A 20,028-nucleotide genomic window follows, 5' to 3' on the forward strand; every position below is an offset into this window, starting at 1 on the left:
ATGATCTTCATTTCTGCTGTCGGCATGATTAACGCCCTGGGACGCGATAATGATGAAATCGCCGCCAATCTGGCCCGCGGTATAGCGCCCGGCATGCGCCCGCGTGAAGGGTGGTTACAGGGGCATCCGCAGGCGATTTTCGCGGGGGTGGACGGCGAACTACCCGCCATTCCCGATACCTTTCGCGACCATCGTTCGCGCAATAATCAGCTGCTGCTGGCGGCGCTGGCGCAGATCCGGCCGCAGGTGGATCGCGCTATCGCCCGCTATGGCCGGGATCGGGTCGCCGTGGTGTTGGGCACCAGTACGTCAGGGCTGGATGAAGGCGACGTACACGTTAATTTGACGCTTAACGGCAAGGCGAGCGAGGCCTGGCGCTATCCACAGCAGGAGCTGGGCGACCCGTCGCGTTTTCTCAGCCGCTGGCTGGCGCTGGATGGTCCGGCATATACCCTGTCAACCGCCTGCTCCTCCAGCGCGCGGGCGATAATCAGCGGACGGCGGCTCATTGAGGCGGGGCTGGCGGATGTGGCGATCGTCGGCGGCGCGGATACCCTTAGCCGGATGCCCATCAACGGCTTTCACAGCTTGGAGTCGCTCTCCACGACGCAGTGCCAGCCGTTTAGCCGCGACCGCAGCGGGATCACCATCGGCGAAGGGGCGGCGCTGATGCTGCTGACCCGCGAGCCGCAGCCCATCGCGCTGCTGGGTATCGGCGAATCCAGCGACGCCTGGCATATTTCCGCCCCGCATCCCCAAGGAGAAGGGGCGATGCGCGCCATTCAGCAGGCGCTGGACGACGCGGGCATCATGCCGGAGCAGGTGGGTTACATTAACCTGCACGGTACCGCTACGCGGCTTAACGACCAGATAGAAGCCCGGGTGATCAACGCGCTGTTTGGCGAAAGGGTGCCCTGTAGTTCCACCAAACATCTGACCGGACATACGCTGGGTGCGGCGGGGATCACCGAGGCCGCCATCGGCATGCTGATCCTGCAGCGCAATCTGTTGTTACCGGCACAGGATTTCAGTCAGTCTCCGCAGGATGACACGCTACCGCCGTGCGGGCTCATTGAACATCCGCAGCCGCTGTCGCGGCCAGTTATCCTGTCGAACTCTTTTGCCTTTGGCGGCAATAACACCAGCATCCTGCTCGGGAGAATGTCATGAGCCACTTTTTATCACCCGGCAGTTACCTGCCGCACGACGCGCCGATGCTGCTGCTGGAAGAGGTCGAGGCGGTGACTGCCGACACCGCCACCTGCCGCGTCGCGGTCTCACCCGGCAGCGTTCTGGCGCCATTTCTCGATACCAACGGCGATCTTCCCGGCTGGTTCGCCCTTGAATTAATGGCGCAGACCGTCGGCGTCTGGTCCGGCTGGCACCGCCAGCAGCAAGGACAAACATCGCTCGCTTTAGGCATGGTGCTGGGCGCGCGCGAACTGGTTTGCGCGGCCGGGAGCCTGCCGGGCGGAAAGACGCTGTCCATCAGCGTGAAGCTCTTGATGCAGGATGAACGTTTCGGCAGCTTCGAAGGCACCATTATGGTGGACGATGACGTCCTGGCCAGCGGGCGGGTCAACACCTTCCAGCCCACAACAGAAGAACTTAGCACTTTATTTCAACAAGGAGCGTCAGAATGAGTCGTTCAGTTTTGGTTACCGGCGCCAGCAAAGGCATCGGTCGCGCTATCGCCTGCCAGCTGGCAGCGGACGGTTTTGTGGTGGGCGTCCACTTTCATCGCGACCGCGCGGGGGCGCAACAGACGCTGGAGGCGATAACCGCCGCCGGCGGCGACGGCCGGCTGCTGAGTTTTGACGTCGCCGATCGTCAGCAATGCCGCGAGGTACTGGAGCAGGATATGGCCGACCATGGCGCGTGGTATGGCATTGTCAGCAACGCCGGCATCGCCCGCGACGGCGCCTTCCCGGCGCTTGGCGATGACGACTGGGACGCCGTGATCCACACCAACCTCGACAGTTTTTATAACGTCATTCATCCCTGCATCATGCCGATGATTAGCGCGCGCCAGGGCGGACGTATCATCACCCTCTCCTCGGTTTCCGGCGTCATGGGCAACCGCGGCCAGGTCAACTATAGCGCCGCCAAGGCGGGCATTATCGGCGCCACCAAAGCGCTGGCGATAGAACTGGCAAAACGCAAAATCACCGTTAACTGTATTGCGCCGGGTCTTATCGACACCGGGATGATTGACATGGAAGAGCGCGCGCTGCAAGAGGCGATGACCATGATCCCGATGAAACGCATGGGTCAGGCCGACGAGGTGGCCGGGCTTGCCAGCTATTTAATGTCGGATATCGCGGGCTACGTCACCCGCCAGGTCATTTCCATCAACGGGGGGATGCTATGATACGCCGGGTGGTCATTACAGGGATGGGCGGGGTGACCGCGTTTGGCGAAAACTGGCAGGATGTCGCCACCAGGCTGCGGGAATATAAAAATGCGGTGCGTAAGATGCCTGAATGGCTGGCGTATGACGGACTGCATACGCTGCTGGGGGCGCCAATCGACGATTTCACCCTGCCGGAGCATTATACCCGCAAGCGTATCCGCGCGATGGGGCGGGTATCGCGGCTCTCCACCCGCGCCACTGAGCTCGCGCTGGAGCAGGCCGGGCTTATCGGCGACACCGTGCTGACCAACGGCCAAACCGGCATCGCTTACGGCTCGTCAACCGGTAGTACCGGTCCGGTGAGCGAGTTCGCCACCATGTTGACGGAGAAACATACCAACAATATCACCGGCACTACCTATGTGCAGATGATGCCGCATACCACCGCGGTGAATACCGGATTATTCTTCGGTCTGCGGGGGCGCGTGATCCCCACCTCCAGCGCCTGCACCTCCGGCAGCCAGGCGATTGGCTACGCCTGGGAAGCCATTCGCCATGGTTACCAAACGGTGATGGTGGCCGGCGGGGCCGAGGAGCTCTGCCCTTCGGAAGCCGCGGTATTCGATACCCTCTTCGCCACCAGCCAACGCAATGACGAACCGGCCCTCACCCCCTCTCCGTTCGATGAACAGCGAGATGGTCTGGTGATTGGCGAAGGCGCCGGCACGCTGATCCTTGAAGATCTCGAGCATGCCAAAGCGCGCGGCGCAACCATCTACGGTGAAATCGTCGGGTTCGCCACTAACTGCGATGCGGCCCATATTACCCAGCCGCAGCGCGAAACCATGCAGATCTGCATGGAACAATCGCTAAACATGGCGGGCTTAAGCCCCCGGGATATCGGCTATATTTCGGCCCACGGCACCGCCACCGATCGCGGCGATATCGCGGAAAGCCAGGCAACGGCGGCCGTTTACGGCGACAGCGTGCCGATCTCTTCGCTGAAAAGCTATTTCGGCCATACGCTTGGCGCTTGCGGGGCGTTAGAAGCGTGGATGAGCCTGCAGATGATGCGCGAAGGCTGGTTTGCGCCAACGCTGAATCTCCATAAACCGGACGCCAACTGTGGCGAACTGGATTACATCATGGGGGAAAAGCGCAAACTGGAGTGTGAATTCCTGCAGAGCAACAACTTCGCCTTCGGCGGCATTAACACCTCAATCATTATTCGACGCTGGCCTTGAAATGTATCAGCTTTTTCTGGGTAAGATCTCCGCCCTTAGCGCCCTGCCGTTACCGCCTGCGTTGATGGCACAGGCGCCGGACGGACCGCAACGAACCAGCTGGCTTGCCGGCCGCGCGCTGCTGGCGCAGGCGGCTGCCCCGCTGACGGATATTCAGCTTGGCGAACAGGGCAAGCCTGCCTTCCCCGTCGCGCGCGGGCTGTGGTTTAACCTTAGCCACAGCGGCGACGATATTGCCCTGCTGCTCAGCGATAAAGGCGAGGTGGGTTGCGACATCGAAGTGATTCGCCCGCGCGAAGGCTGGCGCCGCCTGGCTAACGCCCTGTTCAGCGAAAGCGAGCACCAGGAACTGGCGCAGGCTTCGCCGGCGCAGCAGCTCACGGTCTTCTGGCGTATCTGGACGCGCAAAGAGGCGCTGGTGAAACAGCGCGGCGGCAGCGCCTGGCAGATGGCCTCCGTTGACAGCGCCTGTCACGGCCCGCTGTCGCTCAGCCAGATTCTGCACGATGGGTTAAGTATTGCGGTCTGTACGCCGACGCCGTTCACGCTGACGGACGCGCGCATTCAACATTTCAGCGGCGTGGTTTAAGCGATCAAAAGATGATGGCGGAAAAGCCGCTCGCCTTTCGGAATATTGGCAGCCAGCGAACCGCTACACTTATCAGGCGCGACTCACAAAAGGAATACCTATGTCCCCTCCGCAGGCTGATAAAGCCGGGCTCCATATTTTACTTAAGCTGGCGGCGCTGGTGATTATCCTCGCCGGGATCCACGCCGCCGCCGATATTCTGGTGCAGCTCCTGCTGGCGCTGTTTTTCGCTATCGTCCTCAACCCGCTGGTCACCTGGTTCATTCGCCGCGGGGTGCGGCGCCCGTTCGCCATTACGCTGGTGGTGACGGCAATGCTGGTCATGCTGACCGCGCTGCTTGGCGTGCTGGCGGCGTCGCTCAATGACTTTGTCGCCATGCTGCCCGATTTCAACCGCGCCCTGACGCGTAAGATCGTCCAGCTCCAGGAGTATCTCCCCTTTCTCAACCTGCATATCAATCCGGAGCGCATGCTGCGACGTATGGATTCAGAACGGCTGATGACCTGGGCCACGACGCTGATGACCCAGCTTTCCGGGGCGATGGCCAGCATTGTGCTGCTGGTGATGACGGTGATCTTTATGCTGTTTGAGGTTCGCCACCTGCCCTACAAACTGCGTTTTGCCCTCAATAACCCTCGCCTGCATATCGCCGGGCTGCACCGGGCGCTGAAAGGCGTCACCCACTATCTGGCGCTGAAAACGCTGATCAGCCTGTGGACCGGCCTGATTGTCTGGCTGGGGCTGCTGGCGATGGGGGTGCAGTTCGCGCTGATGTGGGGGGTGCTGGCGTTCCTGTTGAACTATGTGCCGAATATCGGATCCGCTATCTCCGCCATCCCGCCTATGCTGCAGGCGCTGCTGTTCAGCGGCATCTATGAGTGCCTGCTGGTCGGGGCGCTGTTTCTGGTGGTGCATATGGTGTTGGGCAACATGGTGGAGCCGCGCATGATGGGCCACCGGCTGGGGATGTCGACCCTGGTGGTGTTCCTGTCGCTGCTGGTCTGGGGCTGGCTGCTGGGGCCGGTGGGAATGCTGCTCTCGGTGCCGTTAACCAGCGTCTGTAAAATCTGGATGGAGACCACCGTCGGGGGCAGCAAGCTGGCGATCCTGCTCGGCCCGGGGCGCCCCAAAAGCCGGCTCCCCGGCTAGCGGCGTTTCACCGGCCAGAAGATGGTCAATACGCCGGCGACGATAACCGCCACGCCCAGCAGCGATTGCCAGTGGAACGGCTCATGCCAGCCGGGCAGCCAGATGGCGGCGGCCCAAACGAGGATATAGCTCAGGCTCAGCAGCGCATACGCTTTCGACAGCGGCAGACGGTGGAGGGCAAAGTACCAGCAGACCATCGACAGCAGGTAGCCCAGCAGGCCGAAAAACAGGCCGAAGGTGCCGGGCTGGAGATGCAACAGATGCTGGAGAAACACCAGAATATCGGTCAGCGGCGGCAACACCACCATGGCGCTGCGCAGTAGCAGCTGCGCGCCGCTGACGAGGCCGACGCTGAATAATGCCCAGAGAAAGCCCATCAGACGCTGGTCCCCAGAATGACAATGCCCACGACGATCAACCCGACGCCAAACCAATGGCGGGGAGCGACCGGCTCATGCCAGATGCCCCAGCCCGCGAGGGTGACCCAGACGAAGTTCAGACTCAGCATCGGATAGGCGATGCTCACCGGAATTGACTGCAGGACGCTCAGCCACAGCAGCATGCCGCAGCCGAGGCATAACAGCGCCATCCCCAGCCAGAAGAGTATATGACGACTCCGCCGTCCGCGACGGGACGGGCGGGTCGCCTGTTTCTGGCACAGCTGTCCGGCGCAGCTCAGCAGGCTGGCGAACACCAGACAGATCCAGACGCTCATTGCGGCAGATACTGAAGGAAAACGACCCGCCCCAGCTCGTAAGCGTTATCGGGTTTCGGTAACGGTAAGTCGAGCATACTCTCTCCTTTATCCATCAACAGCACCAGCGAGACCGGCCCCTGCTGACGATGCGCGGCCAGCCAGTCGGCAAACCCGGCCTGGCTGACAAAGCTTCCCTGAGCGTCCGGCCAGTCGAGACCGTACTTCAGCTCACCCTGTTTGTCGAACATAATAATATCGCTTCGCTTCAGCTCCCAGGCCAGGCCGCCGGCGATCCCGACGTTGTTGGTCAGGACGTAGCGGCTGGGCTGCAGGGATTCGCTGACGATATCCACGAGGAACTGCGGCTGTTTGCTGTCGATAACCCGGTCCGGGATGGCGAAGCCCACCAGCAGCGCCAGGCCGAGCGGGCAAAGCGCCGCCAGGCTCCAGCGGCGGCCAGCGTCTTTCATCGCCAGCCAGCCCATCAGCGCCCAGACGGCGAAGGCGATCGCCGCCAGCAGACATTTATACAGCTCAATCTTGGTCCACACCGGCTTATGCATCACACCCCAGGGCGAGACCACCAGCACGGCGATCAGCCCCAGCAGGCCGACGCCCAGGTTGATCATCCCGTTGACCCGTAACGCTTTCGCGCCGGTCTTCGCCGCCTCCAGCGCGTAGCGCGCCATCAGGATCGACAGCGGCGCAAAGCACGGCAGGATATAGGTCGGCAGTTTGCCTTTGGCGATACTGAAGAACAGGAGCGGCATCGCCACCCAGCCTAACAGATACAGCGCGCCGCGGGCCTCATCGCGCTCAAGCCAACCGCGCTTCAGCGCCCCCGGCAGCAGGGCCAGCCACGGCAGGCTGCCGGCGATCAGGAACGGGATGTAGTACCAGAACGGCGCTTTGTGCTGGGCGTCTTTTTCGGCGAAACGCTGAATATGCTCGACCCAGAAGAAGTAGCGCCAGAAGTCCGGCTCGCGCTGGGCAATAGCCAGCCCCCAGGGCAGCACCACTAGCGTACAGACGACCACCGCCAGCCAACCGTAGGTCAGCACTTCACGCCAGCGTCGACGGGCTATCACCCACGGCAGAACGCCCACTACCGGCACCGCCAGCGCAAGGAAGCCTTTGGTCATCACCCCCATACCGCAGGCGACGCCCAGCAGCGCGTAACCCAGTATTTTGCCGCTGCGGCTCTGCGCCTGCGTCGCGCCCCAGACACTGCACATCGCCAGCGCCAGCCACAGGGTGATCATCGGGTCCAGCACCGCATAGGTGCCAATCGCATACACCAGCATCGCGGTGAGAAAAATCACCGGCGACAGGACAGCTACCTTTTTGTCGCGAAAGACGCGCCACGCCAGCCAGGCCACCAGCACGGCGGTCATAGTGATGGCGAAGACCGACCCAAAGCGTACGCCGAAGTTATTATGGCCAAACAGCCATTGACCGATACTGTTGATCCAGTAACCGGCAATCGGCTTTTCGAAATAGCGCAATCCGAGAAAATGCGGCACCACCCAGTCGCCGGTGGCCAGCATTTCACGGCTGATCTCCGCGTAGCGGGTTTCATCGGGTTGCCAGAGCAAACGGAAATTAAGCGGCAGCAGGTAATACAGCGCAAACAGCGCAATCAGAGAGACGCCATAGCGAATGCTTTTCATCAAACACCCGAAGTCAGTAATTGTTCACGTCCGAGCCAGCCTTCCCGGCCAGCCAGTTCACCCCGAACCACTTTGCCAGACGGCAGCTCGCTAAAGTCAGCGGGCAACAGCTGGCTCAGTGGGCAAAACTGAATTTCTTCTTCCGCCGCCATGGTCAGCAGTTCATTGAACTGATCCGCGTAGGCAATGCCTTCCACTTCGGCGTGAATGGTATAGACCGGCACGCCCGGGTCGCGATGGATGCAGTCGAGGAGATAGCGGTTAAAGCCGGCGATATCCACCGCCGTGCCCACCGCCTCGTCCCAGGTCGGCAGCGTGACCGGGATCTGCACCGTACCGGAGACGCCGCTGCCGAGCTGGGGCAGAAACGGCCGCGTGCCGCGACAGTCGCTGTTGTAGAGGAAATCGAAGGATTCTTTGGCTTTCACCACTCGCTGATCGGCGCGCCAGCCGGCGACAGCCGAGCAGGTGACCGGCCGGCCGATGATGCGTTCGAGCTCCAGCAGGCCGCGCTCAACCTCCAGCGTCAGCCGTTCCTGCGGCCAGACGCCGCTCCACGCCTGCCAGCTGTAGTGGTCCCAGGCGTGCAGGCCCACTTCATGAGACTCGGCGGCGGCGCGGATCACCGCCTCGTTCCCCGCGCCGATGCGGCGTCCCGGCCACGCGGTGCCGGCCAGCAGAATATCCCAGCCGTACAGCGAGGCCGCTCTGGAGCGCAGCATCTTCCACAGAAACTTCGGTTTTACCAGGCGCCACAGGTGGCGCCCCATATTGTCCGGCCCGACGCTGAAGAAGAAGCTTGCCTGGATCCCGTGCTGACCCAGCAGGTCCAGCAGCCGCGGAACGCCGTCCCGCGTGCCGCGAAAGGTATCGACATCTATGCGTAAGCCGACCTGTTTCATGGATGTTTAGCGTCCACCAGTTCAACCGTGCGCAGGAAGAAGTCCAGCGTATGCTCAACGGTCTCTTCCATCTCCACCTTCGGCTCCCAGTTCAGGCAGCGTTTGGCGTTGCGGATGCTCGGTTTGCGATGCTCAACGTCCTGATAGCCCTTGCCGTAGTAGTCGCTGCTTTCCACTTCGCGGAAGCCGGCAAACGGCGGGAAGCGATCGCGCAGCGGATGGCGTTCGAAGCAGGCCAGCAGCATCTCCGCCAGCTCTTTGATGCTCGCTTCGTTATCCGGGTTACCGATGTTGATGATCTGCCCGTCGCAGCGGCCGTCTTTGTTCTCGATGATGCGGAACAGCGCTTCGATACCATCGCTGATGTCGGTGAAGCAGCGCTTCTGCTTACCGCCTTCGATGAGCTTGATCGGCGAGCCTTCCACCAGGTTGAGGATCAGCTGGGTGATGGCGCGGGAGCTGCCGATACGCGCGGCGTTGAGGTTATCCAGACGCGGCCCCATCCAGTTGAACGGACGGAACAGGGTGAACTTCAGGCCATTCTTATCGCCGTAGGCCCAGATCACGCGGTCCAGCAGCTGCTTGGAGACCGAGTAGATCCAGCGCTGTTTGTTGATCGGCCCGACCACCAGATTGGAAGTGTCTTCGTCGAAGTTTTTATCAGTGCACATGCCGTACACCTCCGAGGTCGACGGGAAGATGATGCGCTTATTATATTTCACGCAGTCGCGGATGATCTTCAGGTTCTCTTCGAAATCCAGCTCGAAGACGCGCAGCGGGTTGCGGGTGTACTCGATAGGGGTGGCGATGGCCACCAGCGGCAGCACCACGTCGCATTTCTTAATGTGATATTCGATCCACTCGGAGTGAATGCTGATATCGCCTTCCACAAAGTGGAAACGCGGGCAGTCGAGGAAACGGCTGATGGCGTCGGAGCCGATATCCAGGCCGTAAATCTCATAGTTGTCGTCCTGCAGCAGGCGTTCGGTCAGATGGTTACCGATAAAGCCATTGACGCCGAGGATCAGCACCCGGGTGCGACGCTTAACCGCCACCACCGGTTTGCTGCTGATCACCGCCCCGGACACCAGGCCCAGCCCCTGCGCCAGCTGGGCGCCCTGCATGTACACCCCGCGTTCGGTCTGGCCGGTGACAATCTCCAGCGCCCCCTCCTGGCACGCCACGATCAGCGGCGCAACGGAGATAACGGTACCCGGCCTGGCTGCTCGCAGATCATGGCGGACGCGGGATTTCCAGACGATAAACTTGTTCGCGCCGGCGTAGCCGAAGGCGCCCGGCCACGGATCGGAGACGGCGCGCACCAGATTGTGCAGGGTCTGCGCCGGCTGCTCCCAGTCGAGGCGGCCATCTTCCGGGGTACGACGCCCCACATAGGTCGCCTGGCTGTGATCCTGCGGACGTTCATCGGTGGTTCCGGCGAGGATCGCCGGCAGCGCCTGGCCCAGCAGCCCGGTGGCGGCGGCGCACAGCTTGCGGTGCAGCGTCAGGGCGGCGTCATCCGGGCCAATCGCCACGGCCTGCTGGGCGACGATATCCCCCGCGTCGGCGCGGTTCACCATCCGGTGCAGGGTGACGCCGGTTTCGCTTTCGCCATTGACCAGCACCCAGTTCAGCGGCGCGCGGCCGCGATATTTCGGCAGCAGCGAACCGTGCAGGTTAAACGCCCCTTTCGGCGCGAGACGGAGGATCTCATCGCCCAGCAGATTGCGGTAGTAGAAGGAGAACAGCACGTCCGGCTTCATCTCGCGGATACGCTCAATCCACAGCGGATGGTTCACGTCTTCCGGCGCCCACACCGGAATGCCCTGCTCGGCAGCAAGGCGCGCCACGGAGCCAAAGAAATGGTTTTCGCCAGGGTTATCCGGGTGGGTGAAAATAGCAGCGATATCATACCCGGCGTCCAGCAGAGCCTGGATACCGGTGCAGCCCATATCGTGATAAGCGAAGACTACGGCTTTCATGAACGATCTTCCTCTTTAGATGCCGTTTCCGGCTGGCGAACAACACGTTGAATAAAGTAGCGGGGACGCGCGCGCACGTCGTTATAGATGCGTCCGATATACTCCCCGAGCAGGCCCATACCGATAAACTGGGCGCCGATGAACATAAACAGCACGGCGAAGAGCATAAACACCCCTTCCGCCGCCCACTGCGGGCCGAAGGCCAGACGCAGCACCACCAGCAGCAGGCCGAAGGCGAAGCCCAGCAGGGCTATCACGCTGCCGAAAATGCTGAGCAGACGCAGCGGCGTGGTGGTCAGACAGGTCACCAGGTCGTACATCAGGTTGATCAGGCGCATAAAGCTGTATTTGGAGTCGCCGAATTCACGCTCGGCGTGCATCACCGGGATCTCCACCGCGCGACGGGCGAAGGTATTCGCCAGAATCGGGATAAAGGTGCTGCGCTCGTGGCAGTTGAGCATCGCGTCGATAATGTGGCGACGGTAGGCGCGCAGCATGCAGCCGTAGTCGCCCATCGCTTTGCCGGTGGTGCGCTGGATCAGGCGGTTGATCATCTTCGAGGCGGTTTTGCGGAAGATGCTGTCCTGACGGTTCTGACGGACGGTGCCCACCACGTCGTAACCTTCATCCGCCTTCGCCACCAGCCGCGGGATCTCTTCCGGCGGGTTTTGCAGGTCGGCATCAAGGGTAATAATCAAATCGCCCGTCACATGGCTGAAGCCGGCCATGATCGCCGAGTGCTGGCCGTAGTTACGGTTTAACAGCACGGCGACAACGTGACTGCCTTCCGCCTCGGCGGCTTCGGTGAGCATGCGCGCGGAATCGTCGCTGCTGCCATCGTCGATCAGCAGAATTTCATATTGCCGCCCCAGCGCGGCGCAGGCGGTTTCCGTACGACGAAGCAGCTCCGGCAGGCTATCCTGTTCGTTATAAACCGGGATAACCACCGAGACCTTCTTCACGGGAGGGTAAGTAAGCATATCAACGTCCTGACAGCTGGCGCAGTGCGGAAATGACGCGAGTGACATCGTCATCGGTCATGTCCGGGAACAACGGGAGAGAACAGATGCGGGCGCTGTTCCATTCGGTATTCGGCAGGGAAACCTCAGGGAAGCGCTCGCGGTAATATTTTTGCGTATGGGCCGCACGGAAGTGCAGACCGGTGCCGATACCCATCGCCTTCAGCTTTTCCATCAACGCGTCGCGGCTGATGCCGCACGCAGCCTCATCGACGCGGATGATAAACAGATGCCAGGCGTGCTGGTGATCCCAGGCCGGGACGGTCAGGGGCGTAAACGGCGTGTCCGCCAGTTCGCGCAGATAGCGCTGGGCAATTTCCGACCGGCGCTGGTTGGCGTGAGGCAGTTTTTCCAGCTGGACCAGCGCCAGCGCGGCGTTGATGTCGGCAAGGTTGTATTTAAAGCCCGGAGCGATCACCTCCGCCTGCGGCGCGCGGCCGTGGGTCTGGCGGTCATAGGCGTCCACGCCGAGGCCATGGAATTTCAGGCTACGGATGCGGGAGGCCAGCTCGTCGTCGTCGGTGACAACCAGCCCGCCTTCAGCGCAGGTCATATTTTTGATCGCGTGGAACGAGAAAATCGCGGTCCCCTGCCAACCTACGTGGCGGCCTTTATAGTGGGTCCCCGCCGCATGGGCGGCGTCTTCGATCACCGGGATGCCATGGCGCTCGCCCACCGCGCGAATGGCGTCGATATCGGCTGGCGCCCCCGCGTAGTGCACAGGAATAATCGCTTTGGTCCGCGAGGTGATCGCCGCTGCCACCGCCTCAGGGGTGATCATCAGATTGTCGTTATCGACATCGATCATCACCGGCGTGGCGCCCAGCAGGCAGATCATATTGAGGGTGGAGACCCAGGTCTGGGACGGCGTAATGACTTCATCGCCGGGGCCAATACCCAGCGCCATCAGGGTCACGTGCATCCCGCCGGTCGCTGAACTGACGGCAATCGCGTGGCGGTTGCCGGTCAACTGGCAGAATGCCGCTTCAAGTGCCTGATTCTTCGGCCCGGTGGTGATCCAGCCCGACGCTAAAACTTCACGCAGCGCTGCCAGCTCTGCGTCGCCCATCGACGGGCGCGAAAAAGGCAAAAAATCGCTCATTATCATCCTGTTCTGTAGATGACCCACGCACAAATCAGGGTCGTTAGAATAAAATATCCTGCGCCTGTGGACTTAAACGAAATTAAAATGAAGTGAGTTCAGCGCGGCATTCCATTTCAGGGTATTTCGACCACTATTAATGTAGTTGACCTTGCTTAGGATAATATTAAGAAATTAATCTTTTCTCAGCATAGCCAAATAAATCATTAATAAACAGAATGATAGGTTTTATTTATGGCAGAATTTTGACAAAAAAACGTTCCTGTCTGGAAAAGCAAACAGGAACGCTATCGCGGAAAGTAAACGGGGGTTAAACCAGATAACAATTAATGACGCTGTCTTTGTCACGCTTGATGACAAAAAGTTAGCGCAGATCACAAAGTTATTTCTGCTTAATTACAAATTTGCAGGAAAATCCGCAGGCAATTCACTCGCAGGGCAATTAATTACCTCATCATTATCTGCGCCACAGTCGCGAATGAAGGTGATGGTGGCGAACTCGTCAATCACTTCTGTCGGGTAGGCCGGGCCGGCATCGCGGTAAGAATTCATCAGCGGAATGTGATCGTTCTGGAAGCAGACGGTTTTTTCCGGGTTATTCATGATCCAGCGCGGGAAGAAGATGGTGCCGTGGAACAGTTTATCGCCCAGGTTGACGATCAGGCTCACGTCGGTACCGGTCGGTTCGGTCCAGGAGATTTTGTAGATACTTTCCCCCACCCGCACGATGTACGCTTCCTGATCTTTCACCCAGCGATTGCCGACGATGCCGCTGTGAATACGGTAGTCGAGGGTATGGCCGTTTTTGACGTAAATTTCGTAGTTCCAGCCGTTGTCGTAGGTGTAGACCAGATGTTTACCGATAAAGCCGCTGAGGTCATGTTTGTCGAAAGTGCTCATCATTTATTCTCCTCTGTGTTGTTGAGGACAGCATACGTCTTTAAAAATTGAATGAATAACGCTATGTTTGGATTAAATACATCCAAATTTTAGATTGATTATGCACAAGACAACCCTGGAGCAGTGGGCATTACTTGAAAAGGTAGTGGAACTCGGGAGCTTTGCCAGAGCGGCGGAGGAGACCAACCGCAGTCAGTCTTCGGTGAGCTATAACCTCGCGCTGCTGCAGGAGCGCTTAGGGGTGGCGCTGCTGGCGCCGTCCGGTCGGCGGGCGGTGCTGACCCCGGCCGGCGAACTGCTGCTGAATCAGGTCAAACCGTTGCTGCAGGCCTTCGCCTACGTTGAGACGCATGCTGCCACTCTGCGCAACGGAGCGCGCACCCGTCTGGACCTGGTGGTCGACAGCATTTTCCCGCGCCAGCGGCTGTTCGCCATTTTGCGCCAGTTTCAGCAGCGTTATCCGCAGACTCAGGTCAGACTCACCGAAGTGCTGGAAAATATTGATGACGAGGGCGCGGCGCGAACGGAAGCCGATGTCATGGTTCTGACCCGCCGCCAGGATATTACCGGCCGCGGAGAGTGGCTGATGAATATTGATTTTATCGCCGTCGCCCACCGCGACCATCCTCTCGCCGCCCTCGACGGTCCGCTGGAGGATAGCGCGCTGGCGCCATGGCCGCTGGTGCGCATTGCCGACCAGACCGGCGATGGCCAGGCGACGCGTGACGCCTGGACCTTCTCCACCATTGACGCGGCCATTGATGCGGTGATGTATCAGGTCGGCTTCGGCTGGCTGCCGGAAGAGCGCATTCGTTCCCATCTCGATCAGGGCGTGCTGAAGCGGCTGCCCCTCAGCCACGGCGCGCGCCGCGCGACGCCGCTGCATCTGATCGTCAAGCGGGATCTGGCGCCGATCGACGAACAGGTGGCCACGCTGCTGGGGTTGTTCCGGGCGCCCTGAGGGGTAAGGCGGCGCCTGCCCCTGCGCATAATCATACGGATTACTTATACTTTCCGGCGCAATATTGATCCAGGTTACTCCGAAAGTATGATGAATCACTAAAATCGTCATACTTTCCTGTCGCTGAGAACGCCGTCTTGTCTATTTTCCGCCTCACTCTGCTGGCGCTGGTCGCCTGCGCCCCTCTGCTGGCTCAGGCCGCGCAGCACTCGCTTACTACCGCCTGGCCGGTGAACGTCGGCCCGCTGAATCCGCATCTCTATACGCCCAACCAGATGTTTGCTCAAAGCATGGTCTATGAACCGCTGGTGAAGTATCAGGCTGACGGCAGCGTGCAGCCCTGGCTGGCGACCCGCTGGCGCCACTCCGCCGATGGTAAAACCTGGTGGTTTACCCTGCGCGAGGATGTGACCTTCTCCAACGGCGAACCCTTTAACGCCCAGGCCGCGGCGGCTAATTTCCAGGCGGTGCTCGCCAACCGCCAACGCCACGCCTGGCTTGAGCTCGCCAATCAGATAACCGACGTGCGGGCGCTCAGCGCCAGCGAGCTGCAGCTCACTCTGAAAAGCGCCTACGCCCCCTTACTCCAAGAGCTGGCCCTGCCGCGCCCGTTCCGCTTTATCGCCCCCTCGCAGTTTATCGATGGCGGCACCGCCAACGGCATCAAAGCCCCGATCGGCACCGGGCCGTGGCGACTGGCGAGTTCGCAGCTCAATCAGCGCGACGTGCTGGTACGCAACGAACGCTACTGGGGTAATAAACCCGCGCTACAGCAAATCACCATCAAAGTGATCCCCGACGCCACCAGCCGCGCGGTGGCGTTCGAAACCGGAGAAATCGACATGCTCTACGGCGACGAGGGGCTGCTGCCGCTGGATACCTTCGAACGCTTTCGTCATCACCCCGGCTACGCAGCTCGTCTCTCCGCCCCGGCGGAGACGGTGATGCTGGCGCTGAACGCCAGCCAGGGCCCGACCCGCGAGCAGGCGGTGCGCGAGGCGCTCAACTACGCCGTCGACAAGCAGACCCTCGTCGATAGCGTGCTCTACGGCACCCAGCAGGTTGCCGACACCCTGTTTGCGCCCTCGGTCCCCTACGCCCCGCAGGATCTGACGCCGCGCCGTTACGACCCGGCAAAAGCCCGCGCCCTGCTGGCGCAGGCCGGCTGGCAGCAACCGGAAGGCCAGCCCTGGCGACAAAAGGCCGGGCAACCGCTGGCGATTGAGCTGGCGTTTATCGGCACCGACGCGCTGGCTAAATCGATGGCCGAAATTATTCAGGCCAATCTGCGGGAGGTCGGCGTCCGCGTCACCCTGGTCGGCGAGGAGGAGAGCAGCATCTATGCGCGCCAGCGCGAAGGCCGGTTCGGCATGATCTTCAATCGCACCTGGGGCGCCCCCTACGATCCGCATGCCTTTTTAAGCTCGATGCGCGTACCCTCCCATGCCGATTATCAGGCCCAGCGCGACCTGCCCGACAAAGGGCTGATTGATAAAGAGATTAGCGAGGTGCTGACCACCAGCGACGAGGCGCAGCGGAAACGGCTGTACCACGATGTGCTGAGCCGCCTGCACCAGGACGCGGTGTACCTGCCCATCAGCTATGTCTCGCTGATGTCGGTTGCGCGTCAGGAGGTCGGGGAGATCCCGTTCGCGCCGGTGAGCACCGAGATCCCTTTCGACCAGATTAAACCGGTAACGCCATAATGTTACGCTATATTTTACGCCGCCTGCTGCTGCTGATCCCGCTGCTGCTCGCCGCCTCCGCCATCATCTTTCTGCTGCTGCGGCTCGGCACCGGCGACCCGGCGCTGAATTATTTACGCCTGTCGAACCTGCCGCCCACTGAAGAGATGGTCGCCTCGACCCGCGAACTGCTGGGGCTCAACCAGCCGCTGGCGATGCAGTATCTGCACTGGCTGTGGCGGGCGCTGCACCTGGACTTTGGCCTCTCCTATGCCACCCGGCGACCGGTGCTGGATGACCTGCTGCACTTCCTGCCGGCCACCCTGCTGCTCACCGGCGCGGCGCTGGCGCTGATCCTCGTCACCTCGCTGCCGCTGGGGATCTGGGCGGCGCGCCATCGCGATCGCCTGCCTGACTTTGCTGTGCGGCTGATTGCCTTCCTCGGCGTGTCGATGCCGAACTTCTGGCTGGCCTTTCTGCTGGTGATGCTTTTTTCCGTGCATCTGCAGTGGCTTCCGGCGATGGGGTACGGCGACTGGCAGCACCTGATATTGCCCGCCGTCTCCATCGCCTTTATGTCGCTGGCGATCAACGCCCGCCTGCTGCGCGCCAGCATGCTGGAGGTCTCCAGCCAGCGTCACGTGGTGTGGGCGCGGCTGCGCGGCTTGAGCGCGCGCCAGGTGGAGCGGCGGCATATCCTGCGCAACGCCACCCTGCCGGTGGTGACCGCCATGGGCATGCACATTGGCGAGCTGATCGGCGGCACCATGATTATCGAAAATATCTTTGCCTGGCCGGGGGTCGGCCGCTACGCGGTTTCCGCGATCTTCAATCGCGATTACCCGGTGATTCAGTGCTTTACGCTGATGATGGTCACGGTGTTCGTGCTGGCTAACCTGGCGGTGGATGTGCTCAACGCGGCGCTCGACCCGCGCCTGCGCCGCCATGAGGAGGTGAGCGTATGAGATGGCTGCGAAACTTCCGCTGGCCGGTGAAACTGGCCCTGCTGGTTATTGCGTTGCTGGCGGTCATCGCCATCGGCAGCGGCTGGTGGCTCCCCTCGGATCCGGCGGCGATTAACCTGCAGCAGCGACTGCTGCCGCCAGGGGCAGCGCACTGGCTGGGGACCGATCATCTAGGACGGGATATTTTCTCGCGCCTGCTGGCCGCCACCCGCGTCTCGCTGGGGGCGGTAATGGCCTGCCTGCTGCTGGTGCTACTGATCGGTCTGGCGGTTGGCGGCAGCGCCGGGCTGCTGGGCGGCCGCGCTGACCGCGGCCTGATGCGCCTCGCCGAACTGTTTATGACCTTTCCAACCTCGATCCTGTCGTTCTTTATGGTGGGGGTGCTCGGCACCGGGCTGACCAACGTGATCCTCGCCATTGCGCTATCGCACTGGGCCTGGTACGCCAGAATGGTGCGTAATCTGGTGGTCTCCCTGCGCCAGCGCGAATTTATCCTCGCCGCCCGCCTGAGCGGCGCCAGCCAGTGGCGGCTGTTCAGCGACCATCTGGCAGGGGCGGTGATCCCCTCGCTGCTGGTGCTCGCCTCACTGGATATCGGCCATATGATGCTTCACGTGGCCGGTATGTCGTTCCTTGGCCTCGGCGTCAGCGCGCCGACGGCGGAATGGGGGGTGATGATCAACGACGCCCGGCAGTATATCTGGACCCAGCCGCTGCAGATGGTCTGGCCGGGGCTGGCGCTGTTCATCAGCGTGATGGCCTTTAACCTGCTGGGCGACGCGCTGCGCGATCGCCTCGATCCTCACCTGATCGCGGAGCATAGCCACTGATGCCGCAAAAGATCCAACTGCAACAGATCGCCCTTGCCGCCGACCGCCCGCTGGTCAGCGACGTCTCTCTTACCCTGCGCCGCGGCAAGGTGCTGGCGCTGCTCGGCAGCAGCGGCAGCGGGAAATCGCTTACCTGCGCCGCCGCGCTGGGCCTGCTGCCGCCCGGCGTCAGCCAGACCGCCGGCCGGGTGTTGCTTGACGGCATGCCGGTGCACGGCGAACAGCTGCGCGGCGCGACTATCGCTACCATCATGCAGAACCCACGCAGCGCCTTTAATCCGCTGCATACCATGGCCGCCCACGCCCGGGAAACTTGCCGGGCGGCGGGCCGCGAAGCGAATGACGCCGCCCTGCTGGCGGTGATGGAAGAGGTGGGTCTGGATAATCCGCGCTCGCTGCTCAGCCGCTATCCCTTCGAGATGAGCGGCGGCATGCTGCAGCGGATGATGATCGCCCTCGCCCTGCTCAGCCGCGCGCCCTTTATCATCGCCGACGAACCGACCACCGACCTCGATGCCATCGCCCAGGCGCGGATCCTCGATCTGCTGGCGGATATCGTCGCCAGCCGCGGTCTGGGGCTGCTGCTGGTGACGCATGACATGGGCGTTGTGGCGCGGCTGGCGGATGACGTGACGGTCATGGAGAACGGTCGCCTCGTTGAACAGTGCGATGTAAACACGCTGTTCAGCGCCCCACAGCACCCGCTGAGCCAGCGCCTGCTGGCGGCGCATCTGGCGCTGTACGGACTGGAGAAAACAGCATGAATTTACTCAGCGTCAACGGGGTGAGCCACGATTACCCCCGCCACGGCAGGGTCCTGCACGAGATCCAACTCGCCATCGCCCCCGGCGAAACGGTGGCCCTGCTCGGGCGCAGCGGCTGCGGCAAGAGCACCCTGGCGCGGATGCTGGTGGGCCTGGAAACGCCGCAGCACGGCGATATTGTCTGGCGCGGCACACCGCTGACCGCCCTGAAGGGTGAGGCCATCGGCGCCTTCCGCCGTGATATTCAGCTGGTGTTTCAGGACGCCTTCAGCGCGGTGAATCCGCGCAAAACGGTGCGCGAGATCGTCAGCGAGCCGCTGCGCCATCTGTTCCGCTTGTCGCGCGAGGAGCGCGCACGGCGGGTGGAAGAGATGCTGCACGCGGTCGACCTTTCCACGACGCTGCTCGATAAACGCCCGGCACAGCTCAGCGGCGGACAGCTGCAGCGCGTCTGCCTGGCTCGCGCCCTGGCGGTGCGGCCGCAGCTGTTGATCCTGGATGAAGCGGTCTCGAATCTCGATCTGCTGCTGCAGGCGGAGATTATCGCCCTGCTGAAGCGCCTGCAGGCCCGGTTTGGCACCGCCTGCCTGTTCATTACCCACGACCTGCGGCTGGTGGAGCGCTTTTGCCAGCGGGTGCTGGTGATGGAGCACGGACGCATCGTCGAAACCGCAACGGTCAGTCTACCGCTGCGCCTGCGCTCTCCTGCCGGACAGGCGCTCCAGCAGGCGGTGCTGCCACCTTTTCCTGCCACTCTGCTCAACGAGGCCATGCCATGCAGCGCGTAACCCTGACCCTTGATGATGACCTGCTGGCCGCTCTCGATGCGCTCAGCGCCCGCCGCGGCTACCATAACCGTTCGGAGGCGGTACGCGATATTCTGCGCGACGCCCTCAACCAGGATCCCGCGCCGTCGGAGCCGCGGCGCGGTTATGCCGTCCTGTCATATGTCTACGAGCATGAAAAACGCGAACTGGCGAGCCGGCTGGTGGCCACCCAGCATCATCATCACGATCTCTCCGTCGCCACGCTGCATGTGCATATCAGCCATGACGACTGCCTGGAGATTGCGGTGCTGAAGGGAGACATGGCCGAGGTGCAGCATTTTGCCGACGACGTGATTGCCCAGCGCGGTGTGCGCCATGGGCATTTGCAGTGTTTAGCGGATGATTAACTATTTGAAAATGAGTGGGTGGTTTATCAACAGTTGATAAA

21 protein-coding genes are annotated in these 20,028 nt (G+C 61.6%); 13 read left to right on the plus strand and 8 right to left on the minus strand.

From position 1 onward, the window contains the following. From ACOI6Z_RS17295 to ACOI6Z_RS17320, 6 genes are all read left to right on the plus strand, one after another. Positions 1-1,170 carry a beta-ketoacyl-[acyl-carrier-protein] synthase family protein gene (locus ACOI6Z_RS17295; protein WP_195805673.1) on the plus strand — a complete coding sequence of 390 codons (1,170 nt, stop codon included), beginning with the start codon at positions 1-3 and terminating at the stop codon, positions 1,168-1,170. Further along, complete coding sequence (locus ACOI6Z_RS17300; protein WP_032454951.1) at positions 1,167-1,643, plus strand: 3-hydroxy-fatty acyl-ACP dehydratase; 477 nt, start codon at positions 1,167-1,169, stop codon at positions 1,641-1,643. Before ACOI6Z_RS17295 ends, ACOI6Z_RS17300 begins: the two co-directional genes overlap by 4 nt. Continuing rightward, on the plus strand, positions 1,640-2,371 hold the full coding sequence (locus ACOI6Z_RS17305; RefSeq protein ID WP_087824970.1) for a 3-ketoacyl-ACP reductase FabG2: 732 nt from the start codon (positions 1,640-1,642) through the stop codon (positions 2,369-2,371). Before ACOI6Z_RS17300 ends, ACOI6Z_RS17305 begins: the two co-directional genes overlap by 4 nt. Continuing rightward, positions 2,368-3,597: a beta-ketoacyl-ACP synthase gene (locus ACOI6Z_RS17310; protein ID WP_023291256.1), complete on the plus strand. Its 1,230-nt coding sequence runs from the start codon at positions 2,368-2,370 to the stop codon at positions 3,595-3,597. Before ACOI6Z_RS17305 ends, ACOI6Z_RS17310 begins: the two co-directional genes overlap by 4 nt. 1 nt (position 3,598) lies before the next feature. Continuing rightward, the gene (gene acpT / locus ACOI6Z_RS17315) at positions 3,599-4,186 is read left to right on the plus strand and encodes a 4'-phosphopantetheinyl transferase AcpT (protein ID WP_420687467.1); all 588 of its coding nucleotides are present in this window, start codon (positions 3,599-3,601) and stop codon (positions 4,184-4,186) included. A gap of 100 nt (positions 4,187-4,286) precedes the next feature. Beyond that, positions 4,287-5,336: an AI-2E family transporter gene (locus ACOI6Z_RS17320; RefSeq protein WP_004202085.1), complete on the plus strand. Its 1,050-nt coding sequence runs from the start codon at positions 4,287-4,289 to the stop codon at positions 5,334-5,336. Here the strand turns inward: ACOI6Z_RS17320 and arnF are convergent. From arnF to ACOI6Z_RS17360, 8 genes are all read right to left on the minus strand, one after another. After that, the gene (gene arnF / locus ACOI6Z_RS17325) at positions 5,333-5,713 is read right to left on the minus strand and encodes a 4-amino-4-deoxy-L-arabinose-phosphoundecaprenol flippase subunit ArnF (RefSeq protein ID WP_241514643.1); all 381 of its coding nucleotides are present in this window, start codon (positions 5,711-5,713) and stop codon (positions 5,333-5,335) included. The genes ACOI6Z_RS17320 and arnF overlap by 4 nt on opposite strands. Beyond that, positions 5,713-6,051, minus strand: a complete 339-nt coding sequence (gene arnE / locus ACOI6Z_RS17330) for a 4-amino-4-deoxy-L-arabinose-phosphoundecaprenol flippase subunit ArnE (RefSeq protein WP_023291259.1) — start codon at positions 6,049-6,051, stop codon at positions 5,713-5,715. The genes arnF and arnE overlap by 1 nt, the downstream gene beginning before the upstream one ends. Then, positions 6,048-7,703, minus strand: coding sequence for a lipid IV(A) 4-amino-4-deoxy-L-arabinosyltransferase (gene arnT / locus ACOI6Z_RS17335; RefSeq protein WP_420687468.1), 1,656 nt, complete (start codon positions 7,701-7,703; stop codon positions 6,048-6,050). Before arnT ends, arnE begins: the two co-directional genes overlap by 4 nt. Then, the gene (arnD, locus tag ACOI6Z_RS17340) at positions 7,703-8,605 is read right to left on the minus strand and encodes a 4-deoxy-4-formamido-L-arabinose-phosphoundecaprenol deformylase (protein WP_048298527.1); all 903 of its coding nucleotides are present in this window, start codon (positions 8,603-8,605) and stop codon (positions 7,703-7,705) included. Before arnD ends, arnT begins: the two co-directional genes overlap by 1 nt. Continuing rightward, entirely contained in the window at positions 8,602-10,587 is a 1,986-nt protein-coding gene (gene arnA / locus ACOI6Z_RS17345) for a bifunctional UDP-4-amino-4-deoxy-L-arabinose formyltransferase/UDP-glucuronic acid oxidase ArnA (RefSeq protein ID WP_420687469.1), read from the minus strand. Before arnA ends, arnD begins: the two co-directional genes overlap by 4 nt. Continuing rightward, positions 10,584-11,567, minus strand: coding sequence for an undecaprenyl-phosphate 4-deoxy-4-formamido-L-arabinose transferase (gene arnC / locus ACOI6Z_RS17350; protein ID WP_044524988.1), 984 nt, complete (start codon positions 11,565-11,567; stop codon positions 10,584-10,586). Before arnC ends, arnA begins: the two co-directional genes overlap by 4 nt. 1 nt (position 11,568) lies before the next feature. Then, positions 11,569-12,708: a UDP-4-amino-4-deoxy-L-arabinose aminotransferase gene (arnB, locus tag ACOI6Z_RS17355; protein WP_072422204.1), complete on the minus strand. Its 1,140-nt coding sequence runs from the start codon at positions 12,706-12,708 to the stop codon at positions 11,569-11,571. A gap of 396 nt (positions 12,709-13,104) precedes the next feature. Then, positions 13,105-13,611 carry a phenolic acid decarboxylase gene (locus tag ACOI6Z_RS17360; protein WP_012540376.1) on the minus strand — a complete coding sequence of 169 codons (507 nt, stop codon included), beginning with the start codon at positions 13,609-13,611 and terminating at the stop codon, positions 13,105-13,107. 97 nt (positions 13,612-13,708) lie between these two features. Here ACOI6Z_RS17360 and ACOI6Z_RS17365 point away from each other — a divergent pair, with 97 nt between their 5' ends. The 7 genes from ACOI6Z_RS17365 to nikR all read left to right on the plus strand — a co-directional run bounded on the left by ACOI6Z_RS17365 (position 13,709) and on the right by nikR (position 19,987). Continuing rightward, positions 13,709-14,569 (plus strand): LysR family transcriptional regulator, encoded by an 861-nt coding sequence (locus tag ACOI6Z_RS17365; RefSeq protein ID WP_050534014.1) that lies wholly within the window; start codon positions 13,709-13,711, stop codon positions 14,567-14,569. A 137-nt stretch (positions 14,570-14,706) separates the two neighbouring features. Next, positions 14,707-16,275: a nickel ABC transporter substrate-binding protein gene (nikA, locus tag ACOI6Z_RS17370; protein ID WP_104466497.1), complete on the plus strand. Its 1,569-nt coding sequence runs from the start codon at positions 14,707-14,709 to the stop codon at positions 16,273-16,275. After that, the gene (gene nikB / locus ACOI6Z_RS17375) at positions 16,275-17,219 is read left to right on the plus strand and encodes a nickel ABC transporter permease subunit NikB (RefSeq protein ID WP_117129264.1); all 945 of its coding nucleotides are present in this window, start codon (positions 16,275-16,277) and stop codon (positions 17,217-17,219) included. The genes nikA and nikB overlap by 1 nt, the downstream gene beginning before the upstream one ends. Continuing rightward, a complete protein-coding gene (nikC, locus tag ACOI6Z_RS17380) occupies positions 17,216-18,049 on the plus strand; it encodes a nickel ABC transporter permease subunit NikC (RefSeq protein WP_048298537.1) in 834 nt (277 codons plus the stop codon). Before nikB ends, nikC begins: the two co-directional genes overlap by 4 nt. Continuing rightward, positions 18,049-18,813, plus strand: coding sequence for a nickel import ATP-binding protein NikD (gene nikD, locus ACOI6Z_RS17385; protein ID WP_023291269.1), 765 nt, complete (start codon positions 18,049-18,051; stop codon positions 18,811-18,813). The genes nikC and nikD overlap by 1 nt, the downstream gene beginning before the upstream one ends. Further along, the gene (gene nikE, locus ACOI6Z_RS17390; RefSeq protein ID WP_064158312.1) at positions 18,810-19,601 is read left to right on the plus strand and encodes a nickel import ATP-binding protein NikE; all 792 of its coding nucleotides are present in this window, start codon (positions 18,810-18,812) and stop codon (positions 19,599-19,601) included. Before nikD ends, nikE begins: the two co-directional genes overlap by 4 nt. Further along, positions 19,589-19,987 carry a nickel-responsive transcriptional regulator NikR gene (nikR, locus tag ACOI6Z_RS17395; RefSeq protein WP_023291271.1) on the plus strand — a complete coding sequence of 133 codons (399 nt, stop codon included), beginning with the start codon at positions 19,589-19,591 and terminating at the stop codon, positions 19,985-19,987. The genes nikE and nikR overlap by 13 nt, the downstream gene beginning before the upstream one ends. Positions 19,988-20,028 lie beyond the last annotated feature (41 nt).

Origin of the sequence: Klebsiella sp. C239 (assembly GCF_048822715.1) — a bacterium.
GTDB lineage: Bacteria > Pseudomonadota > Gammaproteobacteria > Enterobacterales > Enterobacteriaceae > Klebsiella > Klebsiella quasipneumoniae.

What these genes read in the sequence shown, in the direction of transcription:
- nikC (WP_048298537.1), top strand. Translation starts at nt 17,216, where the DNA reads ATGAGATGGCTGCGAAACTTCCGCTGGCCGGTGAAACTGGCCCTGCTG.
- arnE (WP_023291259.1), bottom strand. Translation starts at nt 6,051, where the DNA reads ATGAGCGTCTGGATCTGTCTGGTGTTCGCCAGCCTGCTGAGCTGCGCC.
- ACOI6Z_RS17360 (WP_012540376.1), bottom strand. Translation starts at nt 13,611, where the DNA reads ATGATGAGCACTTTCGACAAACATGACCTCAGCGGCTTTATCGGTAAA.
- ACOI6Z_RS17320 (WP_004202085.1), top strand. Translation starts at nt 4,287, where the DNA reads ATGTCCCCTCCGCAGGCTGATAAAGCCGGGCTCCATATTTTACTTAAG.
- arnB (WP_072422204.1), bottom strand. Translation starts at nt 12,708, where the DNA reads ATGAGCGATTTTTTGCCTTTTTCGCGCCCGTCGATGGGCGACGCAGAG.
- nikE (WP_064158312.1), top strand. Translation starts at nt 18,810, where the DNA reads ATGAATTTACTCAGCGTCAACGGGGTGAGCCACGATTACCCCCGCCAC.
- ACOI6Z_RS17300 (WP_032454951.1), top strand. Translation starts at nt 1,167, where the DNA reads ATGAGCCACTTTTTATCACCCGGCAGTTACCTGCCGCACGACGCGCCG.
- ACOI6Z_RS17295 (WP_195805673.1), top strand. Translation starts at nt 1, where the DNA reads ATGATCTTCATTTCTGCTGTCGGCATGATTAACGCCCTGGGACGCGAT.
- nikD (WP_023291269.1), top strand. Translation starts at nt 18,049, where the DNA reads ATGCCGCAAAAGATCCAACTGCAACAGATCGCCCTTGCCGCCGACCGC.
- arnF (WP_241514643.1), bottom strand. Translation starts at nt 5,713, where the DNA reads ATGGGCTTTCTCTGGGCATTATTCAGCGTCGGCCTCGTCAGCGGCGCG.
- arnD (WP_048298527.1), bottom strand. Translation starts at nt 8,605, where the DNA reads ATGAAACAGGTCGGCTTACGCATAGATGTCGATACCTTTCGCGGCACG.
- ACOI6Z_RS17305 (WP_087824970.1), top strand. Translation starts at nt 1,640, where the DNA reads ATGAGTCGTTCAGTTTTGGTTACCGGCGCCAGCAAAGGCATCGGTCGC.
- ACOI6Z_RS17310 (WP_023291256.1), top strand. Translation starts at nt 2,368, where the DNA reads ATGATACGCCGGGTGGTCATTACAGGGATGGGCGGGGTGACCGCGTTT.
- nikR (WP_023291271.1), top strand. Translation starts at nt 19,589, where the DNA reads ATGCAGCGCGTAACCCTGACCCTTGATGATGACCTGCTGGCCGCTCTC.
- arnA (WP_420687469.1), bottom strand. Translation starts at nt 10,587, where the DNA reads ATGAAAGCCGTAGTCTTCGCTTATCACGATATGGGCTGCACCGGTATC.
- arnT (WP_420687468.1), bottom strand. Translation starts at nt 7,703, where the DNA reads ATGAAAAGCATTCGCTATGGCGTCTCTCTGATTGCGCTGTTTGCGCTG.
- acpT (WP_420687467.1), top strand. Translation starts at nt 3,599, where the DNA reads ATGTATCAGCTTTTTCTGGGTAAGATCTCCGCCCTTAGCGCCCTGCCG.
- arnC (WP_044524988.1), bottom strand. Translation starts at nt 11,567, where the DNA reads ATGCTTACTTACCCTCCCGTGAAGAAGGTCTCGGTGGTTATCCCGGTT.
- nikB (WP_117129264.1), top strand. Translation starts at nt 16,275, where the DNA reads ATGTTACGCTATATTTTACGCCGCCTGCTGCTGCTGATCCCGCTGCTG.
- ACOI6Z_RS17365 (WP_050534014.1), top strand. Translation starts at nt 13,709, where the DNA reads ATGCACAAGACAACCCTGGAGCAGTGGGCATTACTTGAAAAGGTAGTG.